This is a genomic window from Bacillus sp. AP8 (genome assembly GCF_000321185.1).
Lineage (GTDB): Bacteria > Bacillota > Bacilli > Bacillales > DSM-1321 > Bacillus_AD > Bacillus_AD massilioanorexius.
This window is the reverse complement of sequence record NZ_CAPG01000038.1, coordinates 94,193-116,504: the sequence shown is the minus strand read 5'-3', so window position 1 is coordinate 116,504 and position 22,312 is coordinate 94,193. Positions and strand designations below refer to the sequence as shown.

Annotated in this window: 20 protein-coding genes; 17 read left to right on the top strand and 3 right to left on the bottom strand. The window is 33.8% G+C overall.

Features of this window, described 5'->3' with window-relative positions; all coding sequences use genetic code 11:
* Positions 1 to 486, top strand: a complete 486-nt coding sequence (coaD, locus tag BN349_RS11300; protein WP_019242424.1) for a pantetheine-phosphate adenylyltransferase — start codon at positions 1 to 3, stop codon at positions 484 to 486.
* Between the two features lie 359 nt (positions 487 to 845).
* Here coaD and ylbJ read toward each other — a convergent pair whose 3' ends face one another.
* Positions 846 to 2,051 carry a sporulation integral membrane protein YlbJ gene (gene ylbJ / locus BN349_RS11295; RefSeq protein WP_019242423.1) on the bottom strand — a complete coding sequence of 402 codons (1,206 nt, stop codon included), beginning with the start codon at positions 2,049 to 2,051 and terminating at the stop codon, positions 846 to 848.
* Positions 2,052 to 2,222: 171 nt separating this feature from the next.
* On the opposite strand from ylbJ, the gene BN349_RS11290 reads away from it, so the two are divergent.
* Together BN349_RS11290 and BN349_RS11285 are read left to right on the top strand one after the other, a co-directional pair.
* Complete coding sequence (locus tag BN349_RS11290) at positions 2,223 to 3,041, top strand: patatin-like phospholipase family protein (RefSeq protein ID WP_034294159.1); 819 nt, start codon at positions 2,223 to 2,225, stop codon at positions 3,039 to 3,041.
* The gene (locus tag BN349_RS11285) at positions 3,031 to 4,053 is read left to right on the top strand and encodes a SepM family pheromone-processing serine protease (RefSeq protein WP_019242421.1); all 1,023 of its coding nucleotides are present in this window, start codon (positions 3,031 to 3,033) and stop codon (positions 4,051 to 4,053) included. Before BN349_RS11290 ends, BN349_RS11285 begins: the two co-directional genes overlap by 11 nt.
* A 99-nt stretch (positions 4,054 to 4,152) precedes the next feature.
* On the opposite strand, the gene BN349_RS11280 is transcribed toward BN349_RS11285, so the two are convergent.
* Positions 4,153 to 5,361 (bottom strand): nucleotidyltransferase, encoded by a 1,209-nt coding sequence (locus tag BN349_RS11280; RefSeq protein WP_019242420.1) that lies wholly within the window; start codon positions 5,359 to 5,361, stop codon positions 4,153 to 4,155.
* Between the two features lie 320 nt (positions 5,362 to 5,681).
* On the opposite strand from BN349_RS11280, the gene BN349_RS11275 reads away from it, so the two are divergent.
* The 4 genes from BN349_RS11275 to BN349_RS11260 all read left to right on the top strand — a co-directional run bounded on the left by BN349_RS11275 (position 5,682) and on the right by BN349_RS11260 (position 8,249).
* Complete coding sequence (locus BN349_RS11275) at positions 5,682 to 6,200, top strand: YceD family protein (RefSeq protein WP_019242419.1); 519 nt, start codon at positions 5,682 to 5,684, stop codon at positions 6,198 to 6,200.
* 71 nt (positions 6,201 to 6,271) lie between these two features.
* Complete coding sequence (rpmF, locus tag BN349_RS11270; RefSeq protein ID WP_019242418.1) at positions 6,272 to 6,445, top strand: 50S ribosomal protein L32; 174 nt, start codon at positions 6,272 to 6,274, stop codon at positions 6,443 to 6,445.
* A 332-nt stretch (positions 6,446 to 6,777) separates the two neighbouring features.
* The gene (locus BN349_RS11265) at positions 6,778 to 7,539 is read left to right on the top strand and encodes an enoyl-CoA hydratase/isomerase family protein (protein WP_019242417.1); all 762 of its coding nucleotides are present in this window, start codon (positions 6,778 to 6,780) and stop codon (positions 7,537 to 7,539) included.
* A gap of 104 nt (positions 7,540 to 7,643) precedes the next feature.
* A complete protein-coding gene (locus tag BN349_RS11260) occupies positions 7,644 to 8,249 on the top strand; it encodes an RsfA family transcriptional regulator (protein ID WP_019242416.1) in 606 nt (201 codons plus the stop codon).
* Between the two features lie 281 nt (positions 8,250 to 8,530).
* Here BN349_RS11260 and BN349_RS11255 read toward each other — a convergent pair whose 3' ends face one another.
* Positions 8,531 to 8,986 carry an N-acetyltransferase gene (locus tag BN349_RS11255; RefSeq protein ID WP_019242415.1) on the bottom strand — a complete coding sequence of 152 codons (456 nt, stop codon included), beginning with the start codon at positions 8,984 to 8,986 and terminating at the stop codon, positions 8,531 to 8,533.
* 251 nt (positions 8,987 to 9,237) lie between these two features.
* Between BN349_RS11255 and BN349_RS11250 the strand changes: the two genes are divergently transcribed.
* The 10 genes from BN349_RS11250 to BN349_RS11195 all read left to right on the top strand — a co-directional run bounded on the left by BN349_RS11250 (position 9,238) and on the right by BN349_RS11195 (position 22,095).
* The gene (locus BN349_RS11250) at positions 9,238 to 10,128 is read left to right on the top strand and encodes a 2-dehydropantoate 2-reductase (protein ID WP_019242414.1); all 891 of its coding nucleotides are present in this window, start codon (positions 9,238 to 9,240) and stop codon (positions 10,126 to 10,128) included.
* Positions 10,129 to 10,515 (top strand): DUF3397 domain-containing protein, encoded by a 387-nt coding sequence (locus tag BN349_RS11245; RefSeq protein WP_019242413.1) that lies wholly within the window; start codon positions 10,129 to 10,131, stop codon positions 10,513 to 10,515. It abuts the gene before it with no gap.
* A gap of 121 nt (positions 10,516 to 10,636) precedes the next feature.
* Positions 10,637 to 12,265 (top strand): bacillithiol biosynthesis cysteine-adding enzyme BshC, encoded by a 1,629-nt coding sequence (gene bshC / locus BN349_RS11240; RefSeq protein ID WP_019242412.1) that lies wholly within the window; start codon positions 10,637 to 10,639, stop codon positions 12,263 to 12,265.
* 485 nt (positions 12,266 to 12,750) lie between these two features.
* Positions 12,751 to 13,665, top strand: coding sequence for a UDP-N-acetylmuramate dehydrogenase (murB, locus tag BN349_RS11235; protein ID WP_019242411.1), 915 nt, complete (start codon positions 12,751 to 12,753; stop codon positions 13,663 to 13,665).
* Between the two features lie 272 nt (positions 13,666 to 13,937).
* The gene (mraZ, locus tag BN349_RS11225; RefSeq protein WP_019242409.1) at positions 13,938 to 14,369 is read left to right on the top strand and encodes a division/cell wall cluster transcriptional repressor MraZ; all 432 of its coding nucleotides are present in this window, start codon (positions 13,938 to 13,940) and stop codon (positions 14,367 to 14,369) included.
* Between the two features lie 68 nt (positions 14,370 to 14,437).
* Complete coding sequence (gene rsmH / locus BN349_RS11220) at positions 14,438 to 15,370, top strand: 16S rRNA (cytosine(1402)-N(4))-methyltransferase RsmH (RefSeq protein WP_019242408.1); 933 nt, start codon at positions 14,438 to 14,440, stop codon at positions 15,368 to 15,370.
* A gap of 158 nt (positions 15,371 to 15,528) precedes the next feature.
* Positions 15,529 to 15,882 (top strand): cell division protein FtsL, encoded by a 354-nt coding sequence (gene ftsL, locus BN349_RS11215; protein ID WP_051024241.1) that lies wholly within the window; start codon positions 15,529 to 15,531, stop codon positions 15,880 to 15,882.
* Positions 15,882 to 18,059, top strand: coding sequence for a penicillin-binding protein (locus tag BN349_RS11210; RefSeq protein ID WP_019242406.1), 2,178 nt, complete (start codon positions 15,882 to 15,884; stop codon positions 18,057 to 18,059). Before ftsL ends, BN349_RS11210 begins: the two co-directional genes overlap by 1 nt.
* Positions 18,060 to 18,364: 305 nt before the next feature.
* Positions 18,365 to 20,278 carry a stage V sporulation protein D gene (locus BN349_RS11200; protein ID WP_019242404.1) on the top strand — a complete coding sequence of 638 codons (1,914 nt, stop codon included), beginning with the start codon at positions 18,365 to 18,367 and terminating at the stop codon, positions 20,276 to 20,278.
* A 347-nt stretch (positions 20,279 to 20,625) separates the two neighbouring features.
* Positions 20,626 to 22,095, top strand: coding sequence for a UDP-N-acetylmuramoyl-L-alanyl-D-glutamate--2,6-diaminopimelate ligase (locus BN349_RS11195; RefSeq protein WP_019242403.1), 1,470 nt, complete (start codon positions 20,626 to 20,628; stop codon positions 22,093 to 22,095).
* The last annotated feature ends 217 nt before the right edge of the window (positions 22,096 to 22,312 follow it).

Below are 22,312 nucleotides of genomic sequence, written 5' to 3'. Positions count from 1 at the left end.
ATGGTAAAGATTGCAGTTTGTCCAGGTAGTTTCGATCCAATTACTAATGGACATGTTGATATTATTCAAAGAGCGGCAAAAATCTTTGATGAGTTACATATTATGGTGTTAATTAATTCTGCAAAGAGTCCTTTATTTTCAACAGAAGAAAGAGTTCAACTAATTAAAGATGCAACAAGCCATATTCCTAATGTTATTGTAGACTCGTATAGTGGTCTATTAGTTGATTATGCAAAAGGAATTAATGCGTGTGCCATTATTCGTGGATTGCGTGCTGTGTCTGATTTTGAATATGAGATGCAAGGTACCTCAATGAATCGCATTTTAGATGATCATATTGAAACATTCTTTATGATGACGAATAATCAATATTCTTTTTTAAGCTCAAGTATTGTCAAAGAAGTGGCCAAATATGGTGGGGATGTATCAGAGCTTGTTCCAGCAGTTGTTGCACAAGCTTTAAAGGATAAATATAACCAAAATTAAATATAAAAAAGAGTGTAATAAGAGCAAAGAGACCGCTCCAATTACACTCTTTTTTTGATGTTTGCTTGTAACTGTATTGTCTAAAGGATATATGTTTACACTGAAAGTTTTACGTTTAAATGATTGCTAGTATCTGTGATGGTATTCCTTTTGAATGATCCATTGTTTACAATATTGCTGAACATTAAAGTTGTTTTGCATACTTTGTTGCCTATGAATAAGTAGTGATGCTCACTTTCTGCATGAGTTTTGCTTTTTTACGCTCTAAACGACCTTTTTATGCTAGTTGTATTCACTAATTAAAAATAGCAATCTTGTAGACAACAGCCTATATTAAAGCGACAAGTGCTTTTGTTTTTTTATTTATAGGTTCTTTTGAAGTAAATGGATATGTAGATAAATAGCGAAAGAATTGTTATAAAAGGACCTAATATACTCAGAGTTGTAATGATTTGGCTGAACCAATCCGTTCCATCGAATACAGATACAGGGAGAGCGTTAGATGGATGCTCATTTATTTTGATTCTTTCATAAACAGGTTTCCAAATGAGAAGTGTAATCAAACTTGCAAAACAGCCGTGCATGATTCGAGCGAAGAAGAACGGAGCAAAATGAATATCCGTTTGAGCTAATATACTAGCTACTTGCGCTTGAACACTGATGCCACTAAAGGCCAAAATAAAACTTGTTACAATTGCTTGTTGTAAAAGAGATACATTCTGAACACCACTAGTCATTTGTGATCCTAAAGTGATTTCAAACATTCCTGACATTAGTGGAATACTAAATTCGCTAGGGATATGAATAACGGAAAGGAAAATACCTAAGCCATAAGCTAAAAAGTCTGTAATATTCATAATGAACAATAGTTTATTTATAACAGAAAACAGGATGATAAAGCCACCGATGAGTAATAATGTTTCGATAGAGGAGAGGACTGCATCACCAAGCATTTTTCCAAAAGGTCTTTTTTCTTTAATTCTTGTTCGATGCAATTCTTGTAGTGCTTGTTTAATGGATTTTACTTTTACTTTCTCGACCTTAACAGAATCTTTTCCATAAAAACGCATTATTAGTCCAACCAAGAGATTGCCAAAATGATGAGCTATAGCTAGTACAATTCCAAGAGTGGGATTTTGAAAGAAACCTATTGAAACAGCGCCGAAAATAAATAGTGGATTAGAAGAGTTCGTAAAGGAAACAAGACGTTCTGCTTCAATTTTAGTTAACTGTTTTTCTTTCCTCAGGCGAGCCGTTAGTTTTGCTCCAGAAGGATAACCTGATGCCATGCCCATGGCCCAAATAAACCCTCCAACCCCGGGAACTTTAAATAAAGGTCTCATTAAGGGCTCTAATAAAACACCAATAAAAGTAACAACACCAAAACTAATAAGCATCTCAGAAAGAATGAAAAAGGGTAGCAAGGATGGAAATACAATTTCCCACCACATATTCAAACCACGGATAGATGCTTCTAATGCTTGCTGAGGAAATTTTATTAGAGCACCTGCTAGCGTTGTAGCTCCTAAAGCGAGTATAAGTGTTTTTAAGATTGATTTATTCACCTAACAGGCCTCCTAAGAAGTTTTCAACTTTGCATTGATTTGATGCAATGTTAAAATATCAAACATAAGTATATGTATTATAAATGTAATAAAAAGGATCTTGTCCTTATATCCAAATATACTCTGAAGTGATTAATTTAGAACAAGAATGCTTCATACATGTTTAGAGAAATGGGAGGTGATATTTTGAATCAAAAGCATCCAAAGATTGGTCTTGCACTAGGATCAGGCAGCGCTAGGGGATTTGCCCATCTAGGCGTTATTAAAGTATTAAAGGAAGAGAATATTCCTATTTCATATATAGCAGGAAGTAGTATGGGAGCTTTGGTTGGAAGTATGTATGCAGCTGGAACAGACTTGGACCAGCTATACAAAATAATAACGAGTTTCAAAAGAAAATACTATTTGGATTTTACCGTTCCTAAAATGGGTCTAATAAAAGGGAATCGAATTAAAGAGTTTATCGGAATATTTACTCATTGGAAAAACATTGAACAGTTAGACATCCCGTTAGCAGTAGTTGCAACGAATATTAAAACTGGAGAAAAAGTGGTGTTTAAAGAAGGATTAGTAGCAAATGCTGTTCGAGCTAGTATTTCAATTCCAGGAATCTTTACACCGGAAAAAATAGGAGAGCAACTTCTTGTTGATGGAGGTGTTGTTGACAGAGTACCTGTTTCAGTTGTTAAGGAGATGGGGGCAGATTATGTCATCGCAGTGGATGTATCTCAATTAAATCAAGATATGGAAGTTACGTCTATATATGATGTCATTATGCAATCTTTAGATATTTTGCAAATGGAAGCGATGAAAAACAGAAAAATTTCAGCTGATAGTATGATTAGACCTAAATTAGAAATGTATGATTCAAAAGCTTTTACGAATATTGATGAAATTGTTGCTATAGGTGAAAGTGAAGCTAGAAAGCATATCGAACAAATAAAAAGTGATATTGCTAGCTGGAAGGGGAAAGAAGAGAATGAAACGTAATAGGTTTTTAAAGGGACTATTTATTGTTGTCTGCATCATATTATTAGGGGGATATTTTATCCCAATGCCCTATTATATTTCTAAGCCAGGAATGGCAAAGGAACTTGCCCCTATTATAGAAGTAGATGGGGGAAAAGAGGAGAAAGGAAGTTTAATGTTAACGACCATTCAAATGGGAAAAGCGAATATCTTCTCATACTTCATATCGGATTTTAAAGACTTTTGGAAGGTATATCCAGAAGAGGATATTAAGATTAAAGGTGAGTCTGATGAAGAATATGAAGTTAGACAATTACATATGATGGACGATTCTAAAGAACAAGCAATTATGAGTGCTTTTAAAGCGGCAAATAAGCCATATGAAAAGATCTATAAGGGAATATATGTGTATCAAGTAGTTAAAGGTATGCCAGCTGAGAAAAAATTACACGCTGGTGATAGAATAACAAAAATCGATCAACAAACTATTCAATCATCCGATCAATTCATGAAATATGTAGCAAAGAAAAAGAAAGGTGACTTGGTAAACTTAGAAGTCATGAGAGATGGTAAAACTTTACGAGAAGATATTGAGTTAGCTTCTATACCTGATTCAGGCAAGATTGGTATTGGAATTGCTTTGGTAGATGATTATGATGTGAAAACGAATCCCAAAGTGTCGATTGATAGTTCTCAAATTGGTGGACCTTCAGCTGGCTTAATGTTTTCACTAGAAATTTATAATCAACTTGTAAAAGAGGATATAACTAAAGGTTATAAAATTGCAGGTACTGGAACCATTGATTCAGAAGGACATGTAGGAGCAATTGGTGGGATAGATCAAAAAGTAGTAGCAGCAGATAAAAATGGAGCACAAATTTTCTTTGCTCCAAATGAGAATGGAAAAAAGAATTCAAATTACAATGTTGCCAAGAAAGCGGCAGAAAAAATTAAAACTAAAATGAAAATTATCCCTGTAGATACAATGGATGATGCGCTTGAATATTTATATAACATATCTGATAAAGAATAAGAAAGGTTGTCACAAAAGTATTGATCTAATACTTTTGTGACAACCTTCTTTTGAGTTGATTTCTAAGCTTTTTTCTTGATATAGATGATTGTCATACTGTTAGATGATAACTGGATGTCGGTACTCTCTTTGGAAAGCTGACTGTTGTTTATCAGCTGGTAAAATAAGTGAGTGAATGATGGCTGCTTTTATATCTAAAGAGAGGGCATCATGTTCAAAGTTAGATACCTTTGTGATGAGAGGTAATTCAATTTGTTTCTTTTTTTCGTTTAAGTATTTTCTACCTTGTTCTGTAAAACCTAAAATTCTTAAATATGATGGTTGCTCAAGTAATTGCTTTATTTTTATTTTATTGGCTCCAATTAAAATATGTACACATATTCTTTGTAAGCGTGTTAATGTATATCTTTTTGTTTTTGCCGCAGTAATAAAGTTAGCAAAAGATGTGGATGTACGAGCAGCCTCTTTTAGACGATATTGAAGTCCTTCTTCTACTTCATAGATTTGAGATAACTCTTCATTTGACGTTGAAATGAGTTTGTATTGTAATAATGGCCAATAGCTTTCCCAATGATGTAGAGTTTGATTTACCTCTAAGTATCTTTGTAACTCAATAAAAGTGTAGGATGGCATGAATGTTTGCGCTTCTGTCATTTGCTCATTATGTAATAATGCTTGTCTAATACTAGTAGCACTTGCAATATGTCCTGTAGGTAACGTTTGATCGTGATATTGAGCCGCAATTCTCTGAATGAGTGTTGGTTGGATACGATAATGATTGGATAGGGCAGCTCGTATATATTGGTAGCCTAAAATATTGTTTGGCTTTGTTAAATCGAGTTCATCATGAGAGTCGAGACCTAGTGAAGCGAGTGCAAGTGAAAAAGATTTAGGATAATTGTATCCTTGTTTACTAAAATAACGAACTTGATTATTTATTTCTATTTCATATTTTTTCATTTGCTCATATTTGGAAACAAACATAGCAATATCACCTTGTTCACTACCAAAACAAAAGGTGTCACATTGAATAGCTTCGAGAAGAGAAATCGCTCCAAAAGCAAAGTGTTGAGCATGTTGTGTACTGTAAATATAAGGCAGCTCAATAACAAGGTCGATACCAGATTTTAATGCCATTTGAGTTCGAGACCATTTGTTAACTAGAGCTGGCTCTCCTCTTTGTAAAAATGAACCACTCATTACAGCGATTACTATATCCGCTTCATTTTGTTTTTTACTTTGCTCTGCATGATAAAAATGACCATTATGAAAGGGATTATATTCAACTACTAAACCAACAGCTTTCATAAATACCTCCGTTAAATCAATAAATTACGAATACCGAACAATGACGACATTTCTTTCATTATAGAGTAAAGGTAAATAGACAACAAATATTCACGAATAAAATTTATATCCTCGCCTCTAAAATAATTCATAGACTTACTAAATCAACTTGTTTGATTGATTTTGCAATTTGTAATTAGATAATGCTACAATACATAAGATTAGTGTTTACTGTAAGACACATATTTAGATAAAACAAAGGGAAAACGCTGTAAAGAAATTATATTGACAATCAATTCAATGAAAGCTATAATTACCTTTGTTGCCTTGAGGTGATTTGAATGAAATGGACAATAACTCAACTTCAGAAGTATCGGGATAAAGGTCTTGTTCTTGATGAAAAAGTTGATGTTTCAGATATTAAGGAAATTGATTCACAAATACGTGATGTTTCCCTTATCAATGTTACTGGAAGAGCGGATATAAGTGCAACAAAAGTTACATTTCATATCCATCTAACAGGTGAGCTGATCTTGCCTTGTGCTAGAACTCTCGTAGACGTGAAATATCCAATTGATGTTAAGACGACTGAAACCTTTCTGCTAAAAGATAATTATGATTACCAAGATAGCGAGTATTTTACTGTTGTTCAAGGTGATGTAATTGACTTAACACCGATTATAAGAGAGAATTTATTGTTAGAAGTACCGATGCAAGTATTTTGTGAAGATCCAAATCCAGAAGGTGCAGCACCTAGGTCAGGTAATGATTGGTCTGTAGTAACGGAGGAAGAGCAGGAGAAGAAAATTGATCCTCGCTTAGCAGGTCTTGCAAAATTCTTTGACGACGACAACAAATAATAATATGAAACAAGAAGATACGGAATTATCCGGTCCTTCTTCTTAAACCATTTTTTAAGGAGGTGGGAATAATGGCTGTACCATTTAGAAGAACGTCTAAAACTGTAAAAAGAAAGCGCCGCACTCATTTTAAACTTGAGGTACCTGGTATGGTAAGTTGCCCAAACTGTGGTGAAATGAAACTTGCTCACCGCGTATGTAAAGAATGTGGAACATACAAAGGTAAAGAAGTTGTAAGCAAATAATTGCTTTCAAATAAAAGAGAGGATTTTAAAAGTATAGCTTTTAGGATCCTCTCTTTTTCATTGTTTAGGAAAAATAATTACATATTTTACTTGTAAATAGGGAAAAGTCATTTTTACTATAATTTCTCGAGTTTATAAGCTAATTTTGAGCATCTCCTGGTTCAAGATGACAGTAATATTGTGAATTACCTAGATGCTCTTTGATAATATTTCTTAATTTTTAACGATCCTATTTATAAGTAAGGTTGGGAACTACTGTTTTTTATTGTTTAAATATTCTGTATAATGAGTAGGTGGAGTTTAGGTAGGGTTTTCTAAGGGGGAAATGAAAAATGAATGAAATTCTTATTAAAGAGAAGCTAGATAATGGGATGTTTATGCTAACGCTTAATCGTCCCCATATGAGAAATGCTATAAATTTTCAAATGATTGATGAATTACATAGAGCAATCGATGAGGCCAAAAATAATTTTGCCATAAAAATGGTTGTCATTAAAGGAGCTGGAGAACGAGCTTTCTGTTCTGGTGGAGACTTGTCTGAGTTCCATGATTTAATCACTGAGCAAGAGGCATATGGTATGTTATCGAAAATGGGTGAAGTGTTATATGAACTAGCTACATTGCCAAAGCCTACAATTGCTTATATTAATGGAGCTGCGGTTGGTGGTGGCTGCGAAATAGCGGCAGCTTGTGATATAAGAGTGGCTAATCATCAGGCAAAAATGGGATTCGTACAAGCTAATCTAGCCATTACAACTGGATGGGGAGGAGGTACCTTAATATTAGAAAAAATGGTACCATCTCAAGCGTTGCAAATGCTATGGTCAGCTGAAGTTATATCTGCTTTTGAAGCGAAGGAAAATGGATTTGTATCAGAAATCATTTATGAAGATGGAGATTTGAGTATGTTTCTAGAGAAATTCGTGAAAAAGCCACTTGGTTCGCTACAAGCCTATAAGGAAATATTACTACGTAGATGGCGAGAAACAGACTTGAAAGAAAGAATACATGAAGAAATAGTAACTTGTTCGAAACTGTGGGAGAAAGAAGAGCATCATATAGCAGTTGATGGATTTAGAAACCGAAAGAAATAGAAATTAACAACGATTCAAAAAGAAGTGAAAAATAATACAGAATCATTTCTATCTTTTCTAGTAAGTGCATAGTATGTAGTATAGCTTGCAAGGAGGGTGGAGTGATGTCTGTATCGAGACAAGATGCCTGGACACAGGACGAAGATTTAATTCTCGCAGAATTGGTATTAAGACATATTAGGGAAGGTAGTACACAATTAATTGCTTTTGAAGAGGTGGGAAAGCGATTATCACGTACACCTGCAGCATGTGGATTTCGTTGGAATTCATATGTTCGAAAGCAATACAATTCTGGAATAGAGTTAGCTAAAAAGCAGCGAAAAGAAAGTAAAAAGTCACATTTAAAAGGTAAATCTATTTCAAATGTAGTAGAGGAAGTCCAACAAGAAATTTTAGAAAAGTCCCAAAGTATTAGTTTAAAAGATGTTATTTCTTTTCTAGTTGCATTAGAAAACGATATGAGTAGTAAAGGAATTGAGGATGAAAGAGTAAAGCAAGACATTCTCAGCTTACAAGAAGAAAACGAAATATTGAAAAAAGAAGTGGAAGAATTTGAAAGTAAACTTGTAATAATTGAAGAAGATTATCGAGCATTAATAGAAATCATGGACAAAGCGAGAAAAATGGTTATATCTGAAGAAAGTAAAAAAAATCCCAAAGTGAAATTTCAGATGGATAAAAACGGGAATTTAGAAAGAGTAAAAAAATAACCATACTGTTTACAATATAAGAATGTTTGTCTCCGAAAATAAGAAATGCTTAAATGGCACTTCTTATTTTTACTTTATAAAAGTATGAATTCATTGATTCATTAAATATTATCTGAAATTCCTGAAAGATGTTGAGATGAGACGTGTCAAAGAGGTAATGAATCGTTCAATAAACGAGCAATTGCGGATAATAATCATCCGTTGTTGTTCGTTTATTGAACTATAAAGTTGCCTGCTTATTATCGCTAGGAGGTTAAGTGAAAGAGATTACTTGAAAGGTATTATATTGTTGGCTCCCATACGAGTGGGTTTTGGCTCAAATCACGCTCCATATTGTATGAAACGGCTGAGAAACCCATCTTACTCCAAAAGTCGTCTGAGTGAACTCTTGGATTTGTTTTAATCGGTAGATTAAAAGATTTTGCATAATTAACTAATGCTGTTCCAAAACCTTGCTTTTGATAAGGTGCTAAAACCTCAAGCTTCCATAACTCCAAATATTCTTGTGGTGGTGTGAAATACTGATCTGCATCTTCATTATGCTTGTATAATGACATACGAGCTACTAACTTATCACCATAATAAATTCCGTAAAAAGGTGATTTACTGTCATTTTCAATGATTTTGCTTTCTAAATCTTCTAACATTGAAAGTTCTTGAAGTCCGTATTGCTTAAATTGTTTAAATTCTTCAAGCGTTTTGTAGTTAACTAATAGTCTTTTTACTGTGCACTCCATATTTACTCCCCTTTGCTCGTGTTTAAAAAAGTCCCCTAACTTTTTTGTAGTTGCTCTCTATATGTTGCAACATCCTTATCTTGAAGTATTCATCTATTTAACTTCAATACTATTATATACCATGGAGATGGAAAATACTTCTTTAATGTCATCGGGATGATCATAATAATTTCGATGGACATAATTGTTCTATTCCACAACATTCGCATTTTTGTTAAAATAACGATACAACAAGTAAATGAGGGATTTTGATGAAAATTGGTGTTATTGGTGGTGGAGCAATTGGCCTGTTACTTAGCTCCTATTTTGCAAAAGAACATACTGTAACAATCTATACAAGGACTGAAAAGCAAGCGAAAGATTTATCTCATAATGGTTTATCACTTGTGAAGAATCATCATTGTATCCAGAGTGATGTCTCTGGGGTTGTATTTCCTCATGATTCGTTAGGAGAACAAGATTTAATAGTTGTTGCTGTCAAGCAATATCATCTGAATCAGATTATTCCGAGTTTAGAGAATGTGGACTGTCGCTTGCTTTTTATACAAAATGGCATGAGACATTTATCTTATATAGAGTCTCTTACAAAAAGAAACGAAGTTTATCTTGGCATAGTAGAGCATGGTGCTTTAAAAAAAGATTCTTGCACAGTTGTTCATACTGGGGATGGTGTGTTGAAAGTAGCATCATACATGGGCAATCTTGTTTCAATCCAATATTTAGCGGATATTCCTTCGTTTCCAGTTATATTTGAGGAAGATTATTATAAAATGTTGTCTGAAAAATTAATTGTTAATGCAGTTATTAATCCATTAACTGCTATTTTAGGTGTAACGAATGGTTCCTTGCTAGACAACATGTTTTATAAAAAACTATTTCATACATATTTCAATGAACTATCCGAAGTTTTACAGTTTGAAAATAAATCGGAAATCTTATTGTATGTGGAAGAAGTTTGTAAGAAAACATCAAAAAATCGATCATCTATGCTTCGAGATTTAGAGGAAAATCGTCCGACAGAGATCGATGCCATTTTAGGATATATACTTGATTTAGCAAAGAAAAAACAGTTGAATACCCCGATCTCTGAAAATTTGTATTTAATGGTCAAAGGGAAGGAGCTTCAAGGGAAGGAGAAGTAAATGGATGTTGTCTTGTCGTGGATTATTGCTACCTTAATTACAATCCCAATTATTGCATATGTTCTCATTTTTGTTGCGACAAAACAGATTACAAAAAATCATCGAAAAGCAGTTAATTTTGCTATGAATAGTTCTACTCTTCTTTTTATTATATCTGTGCATTTTTTAATACAAACTATATGGAATATCTCATTATTATGGATGATTTTATTAGTGATGATACTGATTTCGATGACCGTCGTAATCGTACATAGAAAATATAAAGAAGAGATAGTGTTTTCGAAGGTTTTAACAGGAGCATGGCGGCTTAATGCCTTAGTATTTATTTTTATTTACTTCGGTTTGGTGTTTTATGGAATATTTAAAAGCGTTTTAAACATATTCTAAAATAAATCGCTTCACATCTAATCGATTCTATTTAGGGTGTGGGCTGATTTTTTTGTTTTTATATAGTGTGATGATATACTTTAACGAGATGTAAGAGATGTTCTGGAAAGGAAGTCCTGTGATGGAAATAAAGGAAATTGTATTGCCATCTATCAATAAATTTGCTTCAAATTATTTGAAAGATCTTTCGCATGCGAATACATACTTTCATTATGATCTAAAAGAAGTAAATATGTACAATCATAGATATAATGATGTGATGAAGCAATCTTTTAATAGAGAGAAACTAGCCCAAGCAATAGAAAATTATATAAGAAAGTTTGGTATTTCTACAGAAGTACGAAATAATCTTGAACGTTTGCAACAGCATGATTCAGTAGTTGTTATTGGAGGACAGCAGGCGGGCTTATTAACAGGACCGACGTATACCATTCATAAAGTCATTTCAATAATTAAACTTGCTAAGCAACAAGAGGAATTATTAAATAAACCAGTAATACCTGTTTTTTGGATTGCTGGAGAAGATCATGATTTAGATGAAGTAAATCATGTATTTGTTGAAAAAGAAGGCCATTTTGAGAAAAAGACATATGGAAGTACAGTTCAAACGAAAGCGAATATTTCAGATACTCCACTAGAAGAAGGAAGCTTCGATAAATGGTTAGAAGAAGTGTTTTCAAGTTTTGAAGAAACGGCGTATACAAAAGAACTATATCATGAGTTAAAAGATTATAGTAAACGCTCAAGCAACTTCACTGATTTTTTCTCATTCATTATAAATGAGCTTTTTAATAAATATGGATTACTCTTAATTGATTCAGCGGATCAAAATTTTAGAAGACTTCAAGGTGAGTTTTTTGAAACATTGATTACGCGTCATTCTGAAATTAATGAAGCTGTTAGATCACAGCAAACATTTATTATGGAAAATGGCTATAATACGGTTATTGCAATGGATAATCAGAATGCGAACCTATTCTATTACGACAATGAAGAACGAGTATTGTTAGAATATGATAATAACCGTCAATTATTTTGTGGGAAAAATTCATCTATTCATTTTACGAAAGATGAATTGCTTAATATCGCCCGAAATGAGCCATGGAAATTAAGTAATAATGTTGTGACAAGACCAATGATGCAAGAGTATTTATTTCCAGTGTTAGGATTTATCTCTGGGCCTGGGGAGATTGCTTATTGGGCAGAGCTAAAAAAAGCGTTTGAATTATTAGAGATGAAATTACCTCCGATTGTGCCGAGAATGAATATTACCATACTCGAACCAAAAATTAAAAAAGACTTATTAGATGTTGATATGGATATCTATGAAGCATTAGTGGCTGGAACTTCCGAAGCACGTAATCGTTTTATTGCGACAGTTGAAGATCCACAAATGATTCTGCTTTATGAAAATATGCAGAAACAGTTTAAGGAAAGCCATCAATTACTTTCACAATCAGCACTTAGTGTAGACCGTGGTTTAGAACCACTGCTGAAAAAAAATGCTGAAATTATCGAAAATCAAATACAGTTTTTATATAAAAAAATTCAACAAAGTATCGAGAAAAATCATACTCAAACTTTACAAGCGTTCATGCGTATTGAAAACGCCTTACGTCCAAACGGAGGACCACAAGAAAGACTTATCAATATTTATTACTTTGTAAATAAATATGGTCTACATTTTATTGATGATTTAATGGCTTTAAATTTTGAGAGTAACAATTTTCACAAAATAGTAGTGATGTAGCTTTCATTTTGAAAAGTTGATTTCTAAAAGATATAAGTTCAGTGAATAAAATCTGCATAAAAGATCGATGGGAACTAAGGGTGTGAGACTCCATCTGAGGAAGCAGTGGGACAGGTAAGATTCTCCGCAGGCACTTTTGTGCCGAGAGGATGTTCACCTCCCGCTTTGTGGAAAGCGAGCATTATCAAATCAACTAATATTCACTAATCTGTCCATAAGCAGCAAAGTATGAGAAAAACACTATTGAAAAGAACAAGAGCTTTTATAGTCTTGTTCTTTTTTTGTGTTTCAGTTCATACGTATGCTAATATGATGTTTTTAGAGCTAAAGTTTTCTATGAACTTTATGGGAATTTATATAATTAATTGTCTCAACATATAAGAAATTGTTACAATAGTAAAAGTATGAATGGAAATTTTGTTTTGTATTGTTAACAAGCTTAATCAATATAACGAATTGAAATCTATAAAAAAGAGGAATAGCAAGTGGAGAATTTACACATATATAATGAATTAATAAGCTTTTTACCTGAAAAGAATGTAAAAACAAATGAACCTTTGAAAAAGTATACGTTTACGAAAACGGGTGGTCATGCGGATATTCTTGTTTTCCCTGTTTCATATGTTGAAGTAGAAAAAACATTGGCATTCGCTAAAGAACAAAAGATTCCAGTTACCATTTTAGGGAATGGTTCGAACTTAATTATTAAAGATGGCGGTATTAGAGGAATTGTTATTATTCTTACTAAACTAAACAACATAACCGTAGAAGATAACCTAATCATTGCTCAAAGTGGTTCGACAATTATTGATGTATCAAAAACGGCTTTAGAATATTGTCTTACTGGCTTAGAGTTCGCTTGTGGAATTCCAGGTACAACTGGTGGGGCACTATTCATGAATGCAGGTGCATATGGTGGAGAAGTAAAAGATGTATTGCAATCTGCTGTTGTGTTAAATGAGGAAGGGGAATTATTAACTCTTACTCAAGCAGATTTTGATTTTGGATATCGTTCAAGTGCCTTTGCTAAAAAAAATTATTGTGTTCTTGAAGCTACCTTTGCTTGTGAAAAAGGTGATGCTACAGAAATTAAAAAGAAAATGGATGAGCTCACATTTTTACGAGAGTCAAAGCAACCATTAGAATATCCTTCTTGTGGAAGCGTGTTTAAACGCCCTCCAGGTCATTTTGCTGGTAAGCTTATTCAAGATAGTGAGCTTCAAGGTGTACAAATAGGTGGAGTTCAAGTATCTACAAAGCATGCTGGATTTATGGTTAATGTGAATCAAGGAACAGCTAGTGATTATATCGAATTAATCAAGCATGTTCAAAAAACAGTAAAAGAAAAGTTTAACGTGGATTTAGAAACAGAAGTAAAAATTATAGGTGAAGACAAATAAAAAGGAAAAAGCTCTTTTCGCAATTTTTTGTGAAAAGAGTTTTTTTGTGTAAGTGAAATTTCAAACAAATGCTGAGAAGTTTAGTGGATATTCGCTAAAAAATCACTTGCAGCAACAACAATGTTATTCATTAAATGTATGTTGATGCTGAAGGACGCGAAACTTCTTGAAATTTGTGTGAAGGAATTTGGAATTGGAAAAAGAATACTAAAATTAAGTGGAGAAAAGTGGGGGGATGTGGTAAATTTAAAATAGAAAGTGGGGTAGTGACCATGTTCATGGGTGAATATCATCATAACATTGATAATAAAGGTCGACTTATCATTCCTGCGAAGTTTAGGGATGCTCTTGGTGAGGTATTTATAATTACTCGCGGTCTAGATCAATGCTTATTTGGTTACTCCATGGATGAATGGCAACAAATTGAAGAAAAACTAAAAACACTACCACTTACTAAAAAAGATGCACGAGCATTTACACGTTTTTTCTTTTCAGGAGCTTCTGAATGTGAACTTGATAAACAAGGAAGAATAAATATATCTTCCCCATTAGTGAACTATGCAAAGCTTGAAAAGGAATGCGTAATTTTAGGAGTATCCAATCGAATAGAGATTTGGAGTAAAAAACAATGGGAAGAATATTTTTCAGAATCAGAGGATTCTTTTGCTGATATTGCTGAAAATATGGTTGGATTTGATATTTAAAATGTCTCACCATTGGACAAACAAGAAGAAGTAACAGCATATTTGAAGATCGATTGGAGTTGGAAGTTTTGTTTAAACACGTTACAGTTCTGCTGAAAGAAACGGTAGATGGATTAAATATAAAAGAAGATGGTGTGTACGTAGATTGTACATTAGGTGGAGCAGGTCATAGTGAGTATTTGCTATCTCAGTTATCAGACAATGGAAAGCTATATGCTTTTGATCAAGATATTGTAGCAATTGAAAATGCTAAAAAAAAGCTTGCTTCTTATAAGGATAAAGTTGTATTTATTCAAAGCAATTTTAAAAATATTAAAGAAGAGCTAAATGCACTTGGGGTACATAAAGTTGATGGTGTTCTTTATGATTTGGGTGTATCATCTCCACAACTTGATACACCAGAAAGAGGTTTCAGTTATCAACACGATGCACCACTAGATATGAGAATGAATCAGGATGCCTCTCTATCGGCTTATGATGTGGTGAATACTTGGTCTTACAATGACTTAGTAAAAATTTTTTTCCAATACGGTGAAGAAAAGTTTTCTAAACAAATTGCAAGAAAAATTGAAGCGGCTAGAGAAATCAAGCCGATTGAAACTACATATGAGTTAGTGGACTTAATTAAAGAAGGTATTCCTGCGCCAGCTAGAAGGACAGGTGGACATCCTGCTAAACGAGTATTTCAAGCCATCCGGATTGCGGTAAATGATGAATTAAAGGTGTTCGAAGATTCTTTACTTCAAAGCATAGATCTCCTGAATAAAGGAGGAAGAATATCTGTTATTACGTTTCACTCTTTAGAAGATCGTATTTGCAAGAGTGTCTTTAAGAAGAAAAGTGAATTACCTCCTATGCCTCCGGGGTTACCTGTTATTCCAAAAGAATTTCAGCCGGAATTAAAACTTATTACTAGAAAGCCGATATTACCTAGTAAAGAAGAATTAGATGCAAATAACCGAGCTCGATCAGCTAAATTAAGAGTGGCAGAGAAACAGTAAAGATTCTATATTCCTAAGGGGAACACTAATAAAGAGCTTTTATTAAGCGAATATAGTTTTATTAATGAATAAGCAACTTTTAGTAGAGGTTTCAGTTATTTACGAATTAAGAACAGAATAAATATTTGACTGAATATGTGGAGGGGAAGAATTTGAGTATGTTAGCAAAGAAGATAGCAGCTGAAAACCAACAAAATCGTCAACCTCAAACAACTGTTCAAACCGTTGTTGTTCATAAGGGTAAAGTCACGTTAGGAGAAAAGATATTGCTCATTGTATGTGCTTTATTGCTAACAGTGGTATCTGTAAAGATTATCACAAATCAATACTCCTTATATGTGTTAAACAAAGAAATCCAAACATTGGACAAGTCTATTACTGAACAAGTAAAAGTAAATAATGACTTAAATGTACAAGTTAGTGAATTAAGTAGATATGAGCGGATATGGGAGAAGGCTTCTAAACTTGGGTTAACTCTAGATGAAAACAATGTTAAGGTTGTGCAAGATTGATGAAAAGATTGAATATAAACAAAGGAGCAATGGCGCTTTTTGTATTTTTCGCCCTGCTCTTTTTTGTGTTAGCAGGACGAATATTATATATTCAGATTACCGGACAAGTAGATGGTCAGGTACTAGCTGCAAAATCACAGGAAAAAATATTAAAAGAAAAGGCTGTAGAGTCGAAAAGAGGAAGTATTTTAGATCGAAATGGAGAAGTTATTGCTGAAGATACCTCTTCATATACACTCTTTGCGATTTTAGATAAAACGTTTAAAGTTGATGATGACCATCCGAAGTATGTAGTCGATCCAGAAGATACAGCAAGGAAATTGTCTAAATATATTGATATGAGTTATGAAGACATTTTAAAAAGGTTACAAAAAGAAAATGTCTTTCAGGTTGAATTTGGTGCTGCCGGAAGAGATATATCACATACGGTTAAAAAGCAAATAGAAGAATTGAACCTTCCAGGAATTAATTTTTCTAGAGATACAAAGCGTTTTTATCCAAATGGAATGTTTGCCTCTCATGTCATTGGATATGCGGACAAACAAAGGAATGAAGATGAAAAAAAAGTAACGATGGTCGGGAAGCTAGGGCTTGAAAAGAAATTAAATGATCGCTTAAAAGGTACTGATGGAAAGATTAATTATGAAAGTGATCGATGGGGCTTCTTATTGCCAAATAAAGAAGAGAAAGTAACACCGCCGGAAGACGGAGACAATGTTACTTTAACTTTAGATAAAAAGATTCAATCTTTCCTAGAAGATTCTTTAAGTAGAGTACAAAAAAAATATAATCCTAAAAAACTAATTGCTATCGTATCGAATCCTAAAACGGGTGAAGTGTATGCAATGAGTCAACGCCCTTCTTTTAATCCAACAACAAAAGAAGGATTAAATACGATGTGGAAAAATTTGGCGATCGAAGAGAATTTCGAACCTGGATCAACCATGAAGTCGTTTACTCTTGCTGCTGCTGTTGAAGAAGGTGTGTTCAATCCAAATGCAACGTATGTTTCACAAAGAATGAATATCCAAGGTAGTAATATTGGTGACCATACAGGGATTACTCCAGGGAAAGTTTTAACATACCTGCAAGGTGTACAAAGATCATCTAACGTTGCTTTTGTCAAAATTGCTATGGAACAGCTTGGTGAGGAAAAATTTCGAGAGTATTTAACGAAATTTGGTTTTGATAAGCCAACGGGTATTGATTTACCAAATGAAGTAGGGGGGAAAATTCTCTATAGCAGAAAAATTGAGAAAGCGACAACTGCTTTTGGACAAGGGTCCGTAATTACTCCAATTCAACAAATTCAAGCTTTTTCAGCCATTGCGAATGATGGAAAAATGATGAAGCCATATGTAATTGATGAAATTAAGGATTCTAGTGGCAAGGTAGTTGAAAAAACAAAACCGACAGTAGCAGGGACGCCTATTTCAGCCGAAACTGCAAAAACGGTTAGAGGTTATTTGGAAACGGTGGTTTCAGATGAACATGGAACGGGACAAAATTATGCGATTGAAGGGTACAAAGTTGCTGGTAAAACAGGGACGGCTCAAATTCCAGGCCCTAATGGTAGATATTTGACTGGTCGAGAAAATTATTTATTTTCTTTCATTGGTATGGCTCCTGTAGAAGATCCGGAACTTATCATGTATGTGGCTATGCAGCAACCAGAATTGCCAGAGGATGAAACGGCTTCTGAAGTATTAGCACAAATCTTTAATCCAGTTATGAAAAATAGCTTAAACTATATGAATATTAAACCTACAGAAACGAAAAAGAAAGAAGCCATTAAAATAAAAGATTATCAAGGAGAAGCTGTAGATGAAACAGCTCAATACTTAAAAGACTTAGGTTACGATGTCATTACGCTAGGTGATGGTAAGGAAATAACTGCTCAATCACCAGCAGCAGATACACTATTAATTCAAGGTGAAAAAATTGTCTTAAAAACAAGTGGTAAAGTTAAAATGCCAAATGTACTCGGTTGGTCGTTACGAGATGTGATGAAAATTGCTGATTTAGAAGAGCTTAATCTACATACTACTGGTAACGGTTATGTGAAAAAGCAAAATATCAAAATTGGTACGATTTTATCTAAAGATCAAGACCTCATTGTTCATTTAGCGGAACCTGATCAACCTGTTAAAAAGAAAATAGAAGAGGTTTATGATTAACTTCATTTGATGATTATAGAGAAGGATGTCTCAAAAGCTTGATTTTGATGACATCCTTTTCTATTTATAGATTCTGTTTTACAGTATTGTAGATTTTTAGTGAGATATAAGTAACTGTCGAAAATTCGCAAGACTTCTTTAGAGCTCCTAGCGAGGAAGCTTGATACATGACCGTAGAAAACAATGGGATTGGGGTTATCAATACCAACGAATTTTTACATAGCTTATTTTTAAAAAAACAGTCTGGTTCTATTATGACATAGACAAGCATACATTGAGGGTAGCATGTACCGGAGGTGTTGTAAGTGCGTGTCTCAAATGTCACTGTACGCAAAAGATTATTAATCTTTTTTCTTATTGGATTAGCTGTCTTTTTACTTATTGATCTAAGGCTTGGATATGTTCAGTTTTATCTAGGGAATATGTTAACGGGTAAAGCAAAAGATTCTTGGAGCCGGAATATCCCATTTGAACCGAAGAGGGGAGAAATAGTAGATCGTAATGGAGTGGCTTTAGCTACTAATTTAAGTGCTCCTACTGTGTATGTCGTTCCTAGGCAGATAGAAAATCCACAAGAAACGGCGGGTAAGCTAGCGTCAACTTTAGATGCGAACGAAGAGGAACTATATAAAGAGATTACCAAAATACAATCAAGTGTTAGGTTGAGTAAAGGAAGAAAAATTTCTCATGAAAAAGCAAAAGAAATAAAAGCTCTAGAGCTAAAAGGAGTATATATAGCTGAAGATTCTGTTCGTTATTATCCTTTTGGTAGTTATTTGTCGCACGTTCTTGGATTCACAGGTATCGATAATCAAGGATTAATGGGGATTGAACTATCTTATGATAAAGAACTAAAAGGTGAAAAGGGATATGTTAAGTTTTATGCAGATGCTAAAGGAAAACGTATGGAAAATATGGTTGATGATTATAAACCACCAACCGATGGAAAAAAACTCCAATTAACAATAGATAATAAGATTCAAACAATAATGGAGAGGGAAATGGATATCGCTCAGGCGACATATAACCCAGATGGCATTATTGGTTTAGCAATGAACCCGAATAACGGTGAAATACTGGCCATGTCAAGTAGACCTACATTTAATCCTTCTAAGTACCAAGAGGTATCTCAAGAAGTATATAATCGAAACTTACCAGTTTGGAGTACTTATGAGCCAGGATCGACTTTTAAAATTATTACATTAGCGGCTGCATTAGAAGAAAAGAAAGTCAATTTAACTTCAGAATCATTCTATGATTCTGGATCAGTGAAGGTAGGGGGAGCTAACCTGCATTGCTGGAAAGCTGGTGGACATGGCTCTCAAACGTTTCTAGAAGTTGTTCAGAACTCTTGTAACCCAGGTTTTGTTGAATTAGGAGAACGTTTAGGGAAGGAAAAATTATTTTCTTATATAAGAAAATTTGGCTTTGGTGAAAAAACAGGAATAGACATAAGTGGGGAAGGAAAAGGCATATTATTTGATCTGAAACGAGTAGGACCTGTTGAACAAGCGACCACTGCTTTCGGGCAAGGTGTATCTGTAACACCAATTCAACAAGTAGCAGCCGTATCGGCAGCAGTTAATGGAGGTACTCTTTATACTCCGTATATAGCTAAGCAATTAATTGATTCTAAAACAGGGGAAATTACAATGAGAAAAACCCCTCAAGCCAAAAGGCAAGTTATCTCGAAAGAAACGTCAAAGCAAGTTAGAGAAGCGTTAGAAACGGTGGTTGCAAAGGGGTCCGGTAAAAATGCGTATATTGAATCTTACCGTGTTGGAGGTAAAACAGGTACAGCTCAAAAAGTAAAAGATGGCCATTATATTAAAAATAATTATATTGTATCTTTTATAGGGTTTGCACCAGCTGATGATCCTCAAATTGTTGTCTATATCGCAGTAGATAATCCGAAGGAAACTGTACAATTTGGAGGAGTTGTAGCTGCCCCAATTGTAGGAAATATAATGAAGGACTCACTTCAAGTGTTAGATGTGAAGCCTCGTAAAAATGGTTTGGAAAAAGAGAAAAATTATTTAGATCCGGTTTTAATTGAAATTCCTAATTTGGTCGGCATGAATAAGAAAGAATTGAGTACTCAATTGTTAACGTTAAAATTAGATATAGCAGGAAAAGGAAATAAAGTTGTCAAACAAGCGCCAGAGGCAGGAGTAAAAGTTAAAGAAGGTTCGACGATTCGCATCTATTTGGGAGATTAGTATGTCATATTATTGTTTAAATAAAAATTCTTGATTTGTCCAAAAGGGTGTTTGAAAAGCAAAGCTTTTTAAGCACCCTTTTGTTAAGATGAAAAAGGATATCCTTGTGGTGCAAATATGTAAGAAAAGATAATGGAAATATATCATGGTATGGAAATCATTTAAGATAATGAATTTCTTATAAAAACAATTTTACCAAAAAGGACCGGTATCGGTTTTTCTTATAAGTTTTTATAGTAATAGAAATGTGATTGTACTATAATATATAACTGCATTCACATGGAAAACTTTTAATAATTACGGTATGATTAGATATGTTTTAAAAAATGCTTGAGGAGATTAAAAGAATGGAATTACATACTCTACTTTCTTCATTGCCTTTTTATTCAGGTAATGTAAGTCAAAATCCAATAATTACTTCGATAGAAAATGATAATCGACAAGTGAAACCAGGAAGTTTATTTGTCTGTGTAAAGGGATATACGGTAGACGGTCATGATTTTGCTCCGGCTGCTGTAAAGAGTGGTGCGGCTGCTATTGTATCAGAAAAGCCTTTAGATTTACCTGTGCCTGTTATTATAGTGAAAGATACTACTCGTGCAATGGCTGTTTTAGCGAATTATTTTTATAATCAGCCGACACAACATTTAAAGCTAATAGGGATTACAGGAACGAATGGTAAAACAACAACTAGTCATTTGATTGAGAAAATTTTGCGGGATGATAAGCAAAAAACAGGTCTTATTGGCACAATGTATACAAAAATTGATGAAACCATTCAAGAAACAAAAAATACGACTCCTGATTCCGTTACGTTGCAAAAAACTTTCCATAAGATGGTTGAAGTAGGAGTGGATTCAGCAGTTATGGAAGTGTCTTCTCATGCTCTAGAACTAGGTAGAGTTCATGGCTGCGATTATGATGTAGCTGTTTTTACAAATCTAACTCAAGATCATTTAGATTTTCATAAAACAATGGAGGCATACAAACATGCCAAAACATTACTTTTCTCACAATTAGGAAATTCATTTTATAATAACAAAAGAAAATTTGCTATTATAAATAATGATGATGACGCAGCAAGTGATTTTATTAAAGCTACAGCTGCTCATGTAGTAACTTATGGAATCGATAATGATGCAGATGTTCGTGCGAAAAACATAGAAATTACTTCTGGTGGTACTACATTCACATTAGAAACGACTAATCAAACGATGCAGGTGCATTTGAAATTAGTAGGGAAATTCAGTGTATACAATGTATTAGCTGCTATATCAACTGGCCTTTGCCTAAATATTAAGTTGGAACAAATAATTTCCTCTCTTGAAGAAGTTCAAGGAGTAGCCGGACGTTTTGAGTTAGTGAATGCTGGACAAGACTTTACTGTTATTGTGGATTATTCACACACGCCAGACAGTTTAGAGAATGCAATGAGAACGGTAAATGAGTTTGCAAAAGGAGATACCTATGTAGTAGTTGGATGTGGTGGAGATAGAGATAAAACAAAACGTCCAATCATGGCGAAAATTGCTTGTGACCTAGCAACGTATCCGATTCTTACATCTGATAATCCTCGTACAGAGAAACCAGAAGCGATTCTTGAAGATATGGAAGCTGGTGTTCATGGTCAAGCACATAAAACGATCGTTGACCGTAAAGAAGCAATTTATTGGGCAGTTCAACATGCAAAAGCAAATGACGTTATATTGATTGCAGGAAAAGGTCATGAAACCTATCAAGAAGTGAATAAAGTAAAGCATCATTTTGATGATCGAGAAATAGCCAGTGAGGCAATCAAACAATTTTTTAAAAAATAAATACATTTTCAATCTAAATTAATAATATAAATGAGTGTGAATAAGATGTTTACGGCATCTGTACATGGAAAAAGAATCTTTAATGCTTTCTAGTACTTTTTAAAACTAGACTTTGTTATATATCACTGTTGGATCTTAACAAGAAATAAATGAGCTCCAATTCATGAGACTCTTGCAAGAGAAATCAAATGTATTGGAGCCAATGAATTTTAACAGA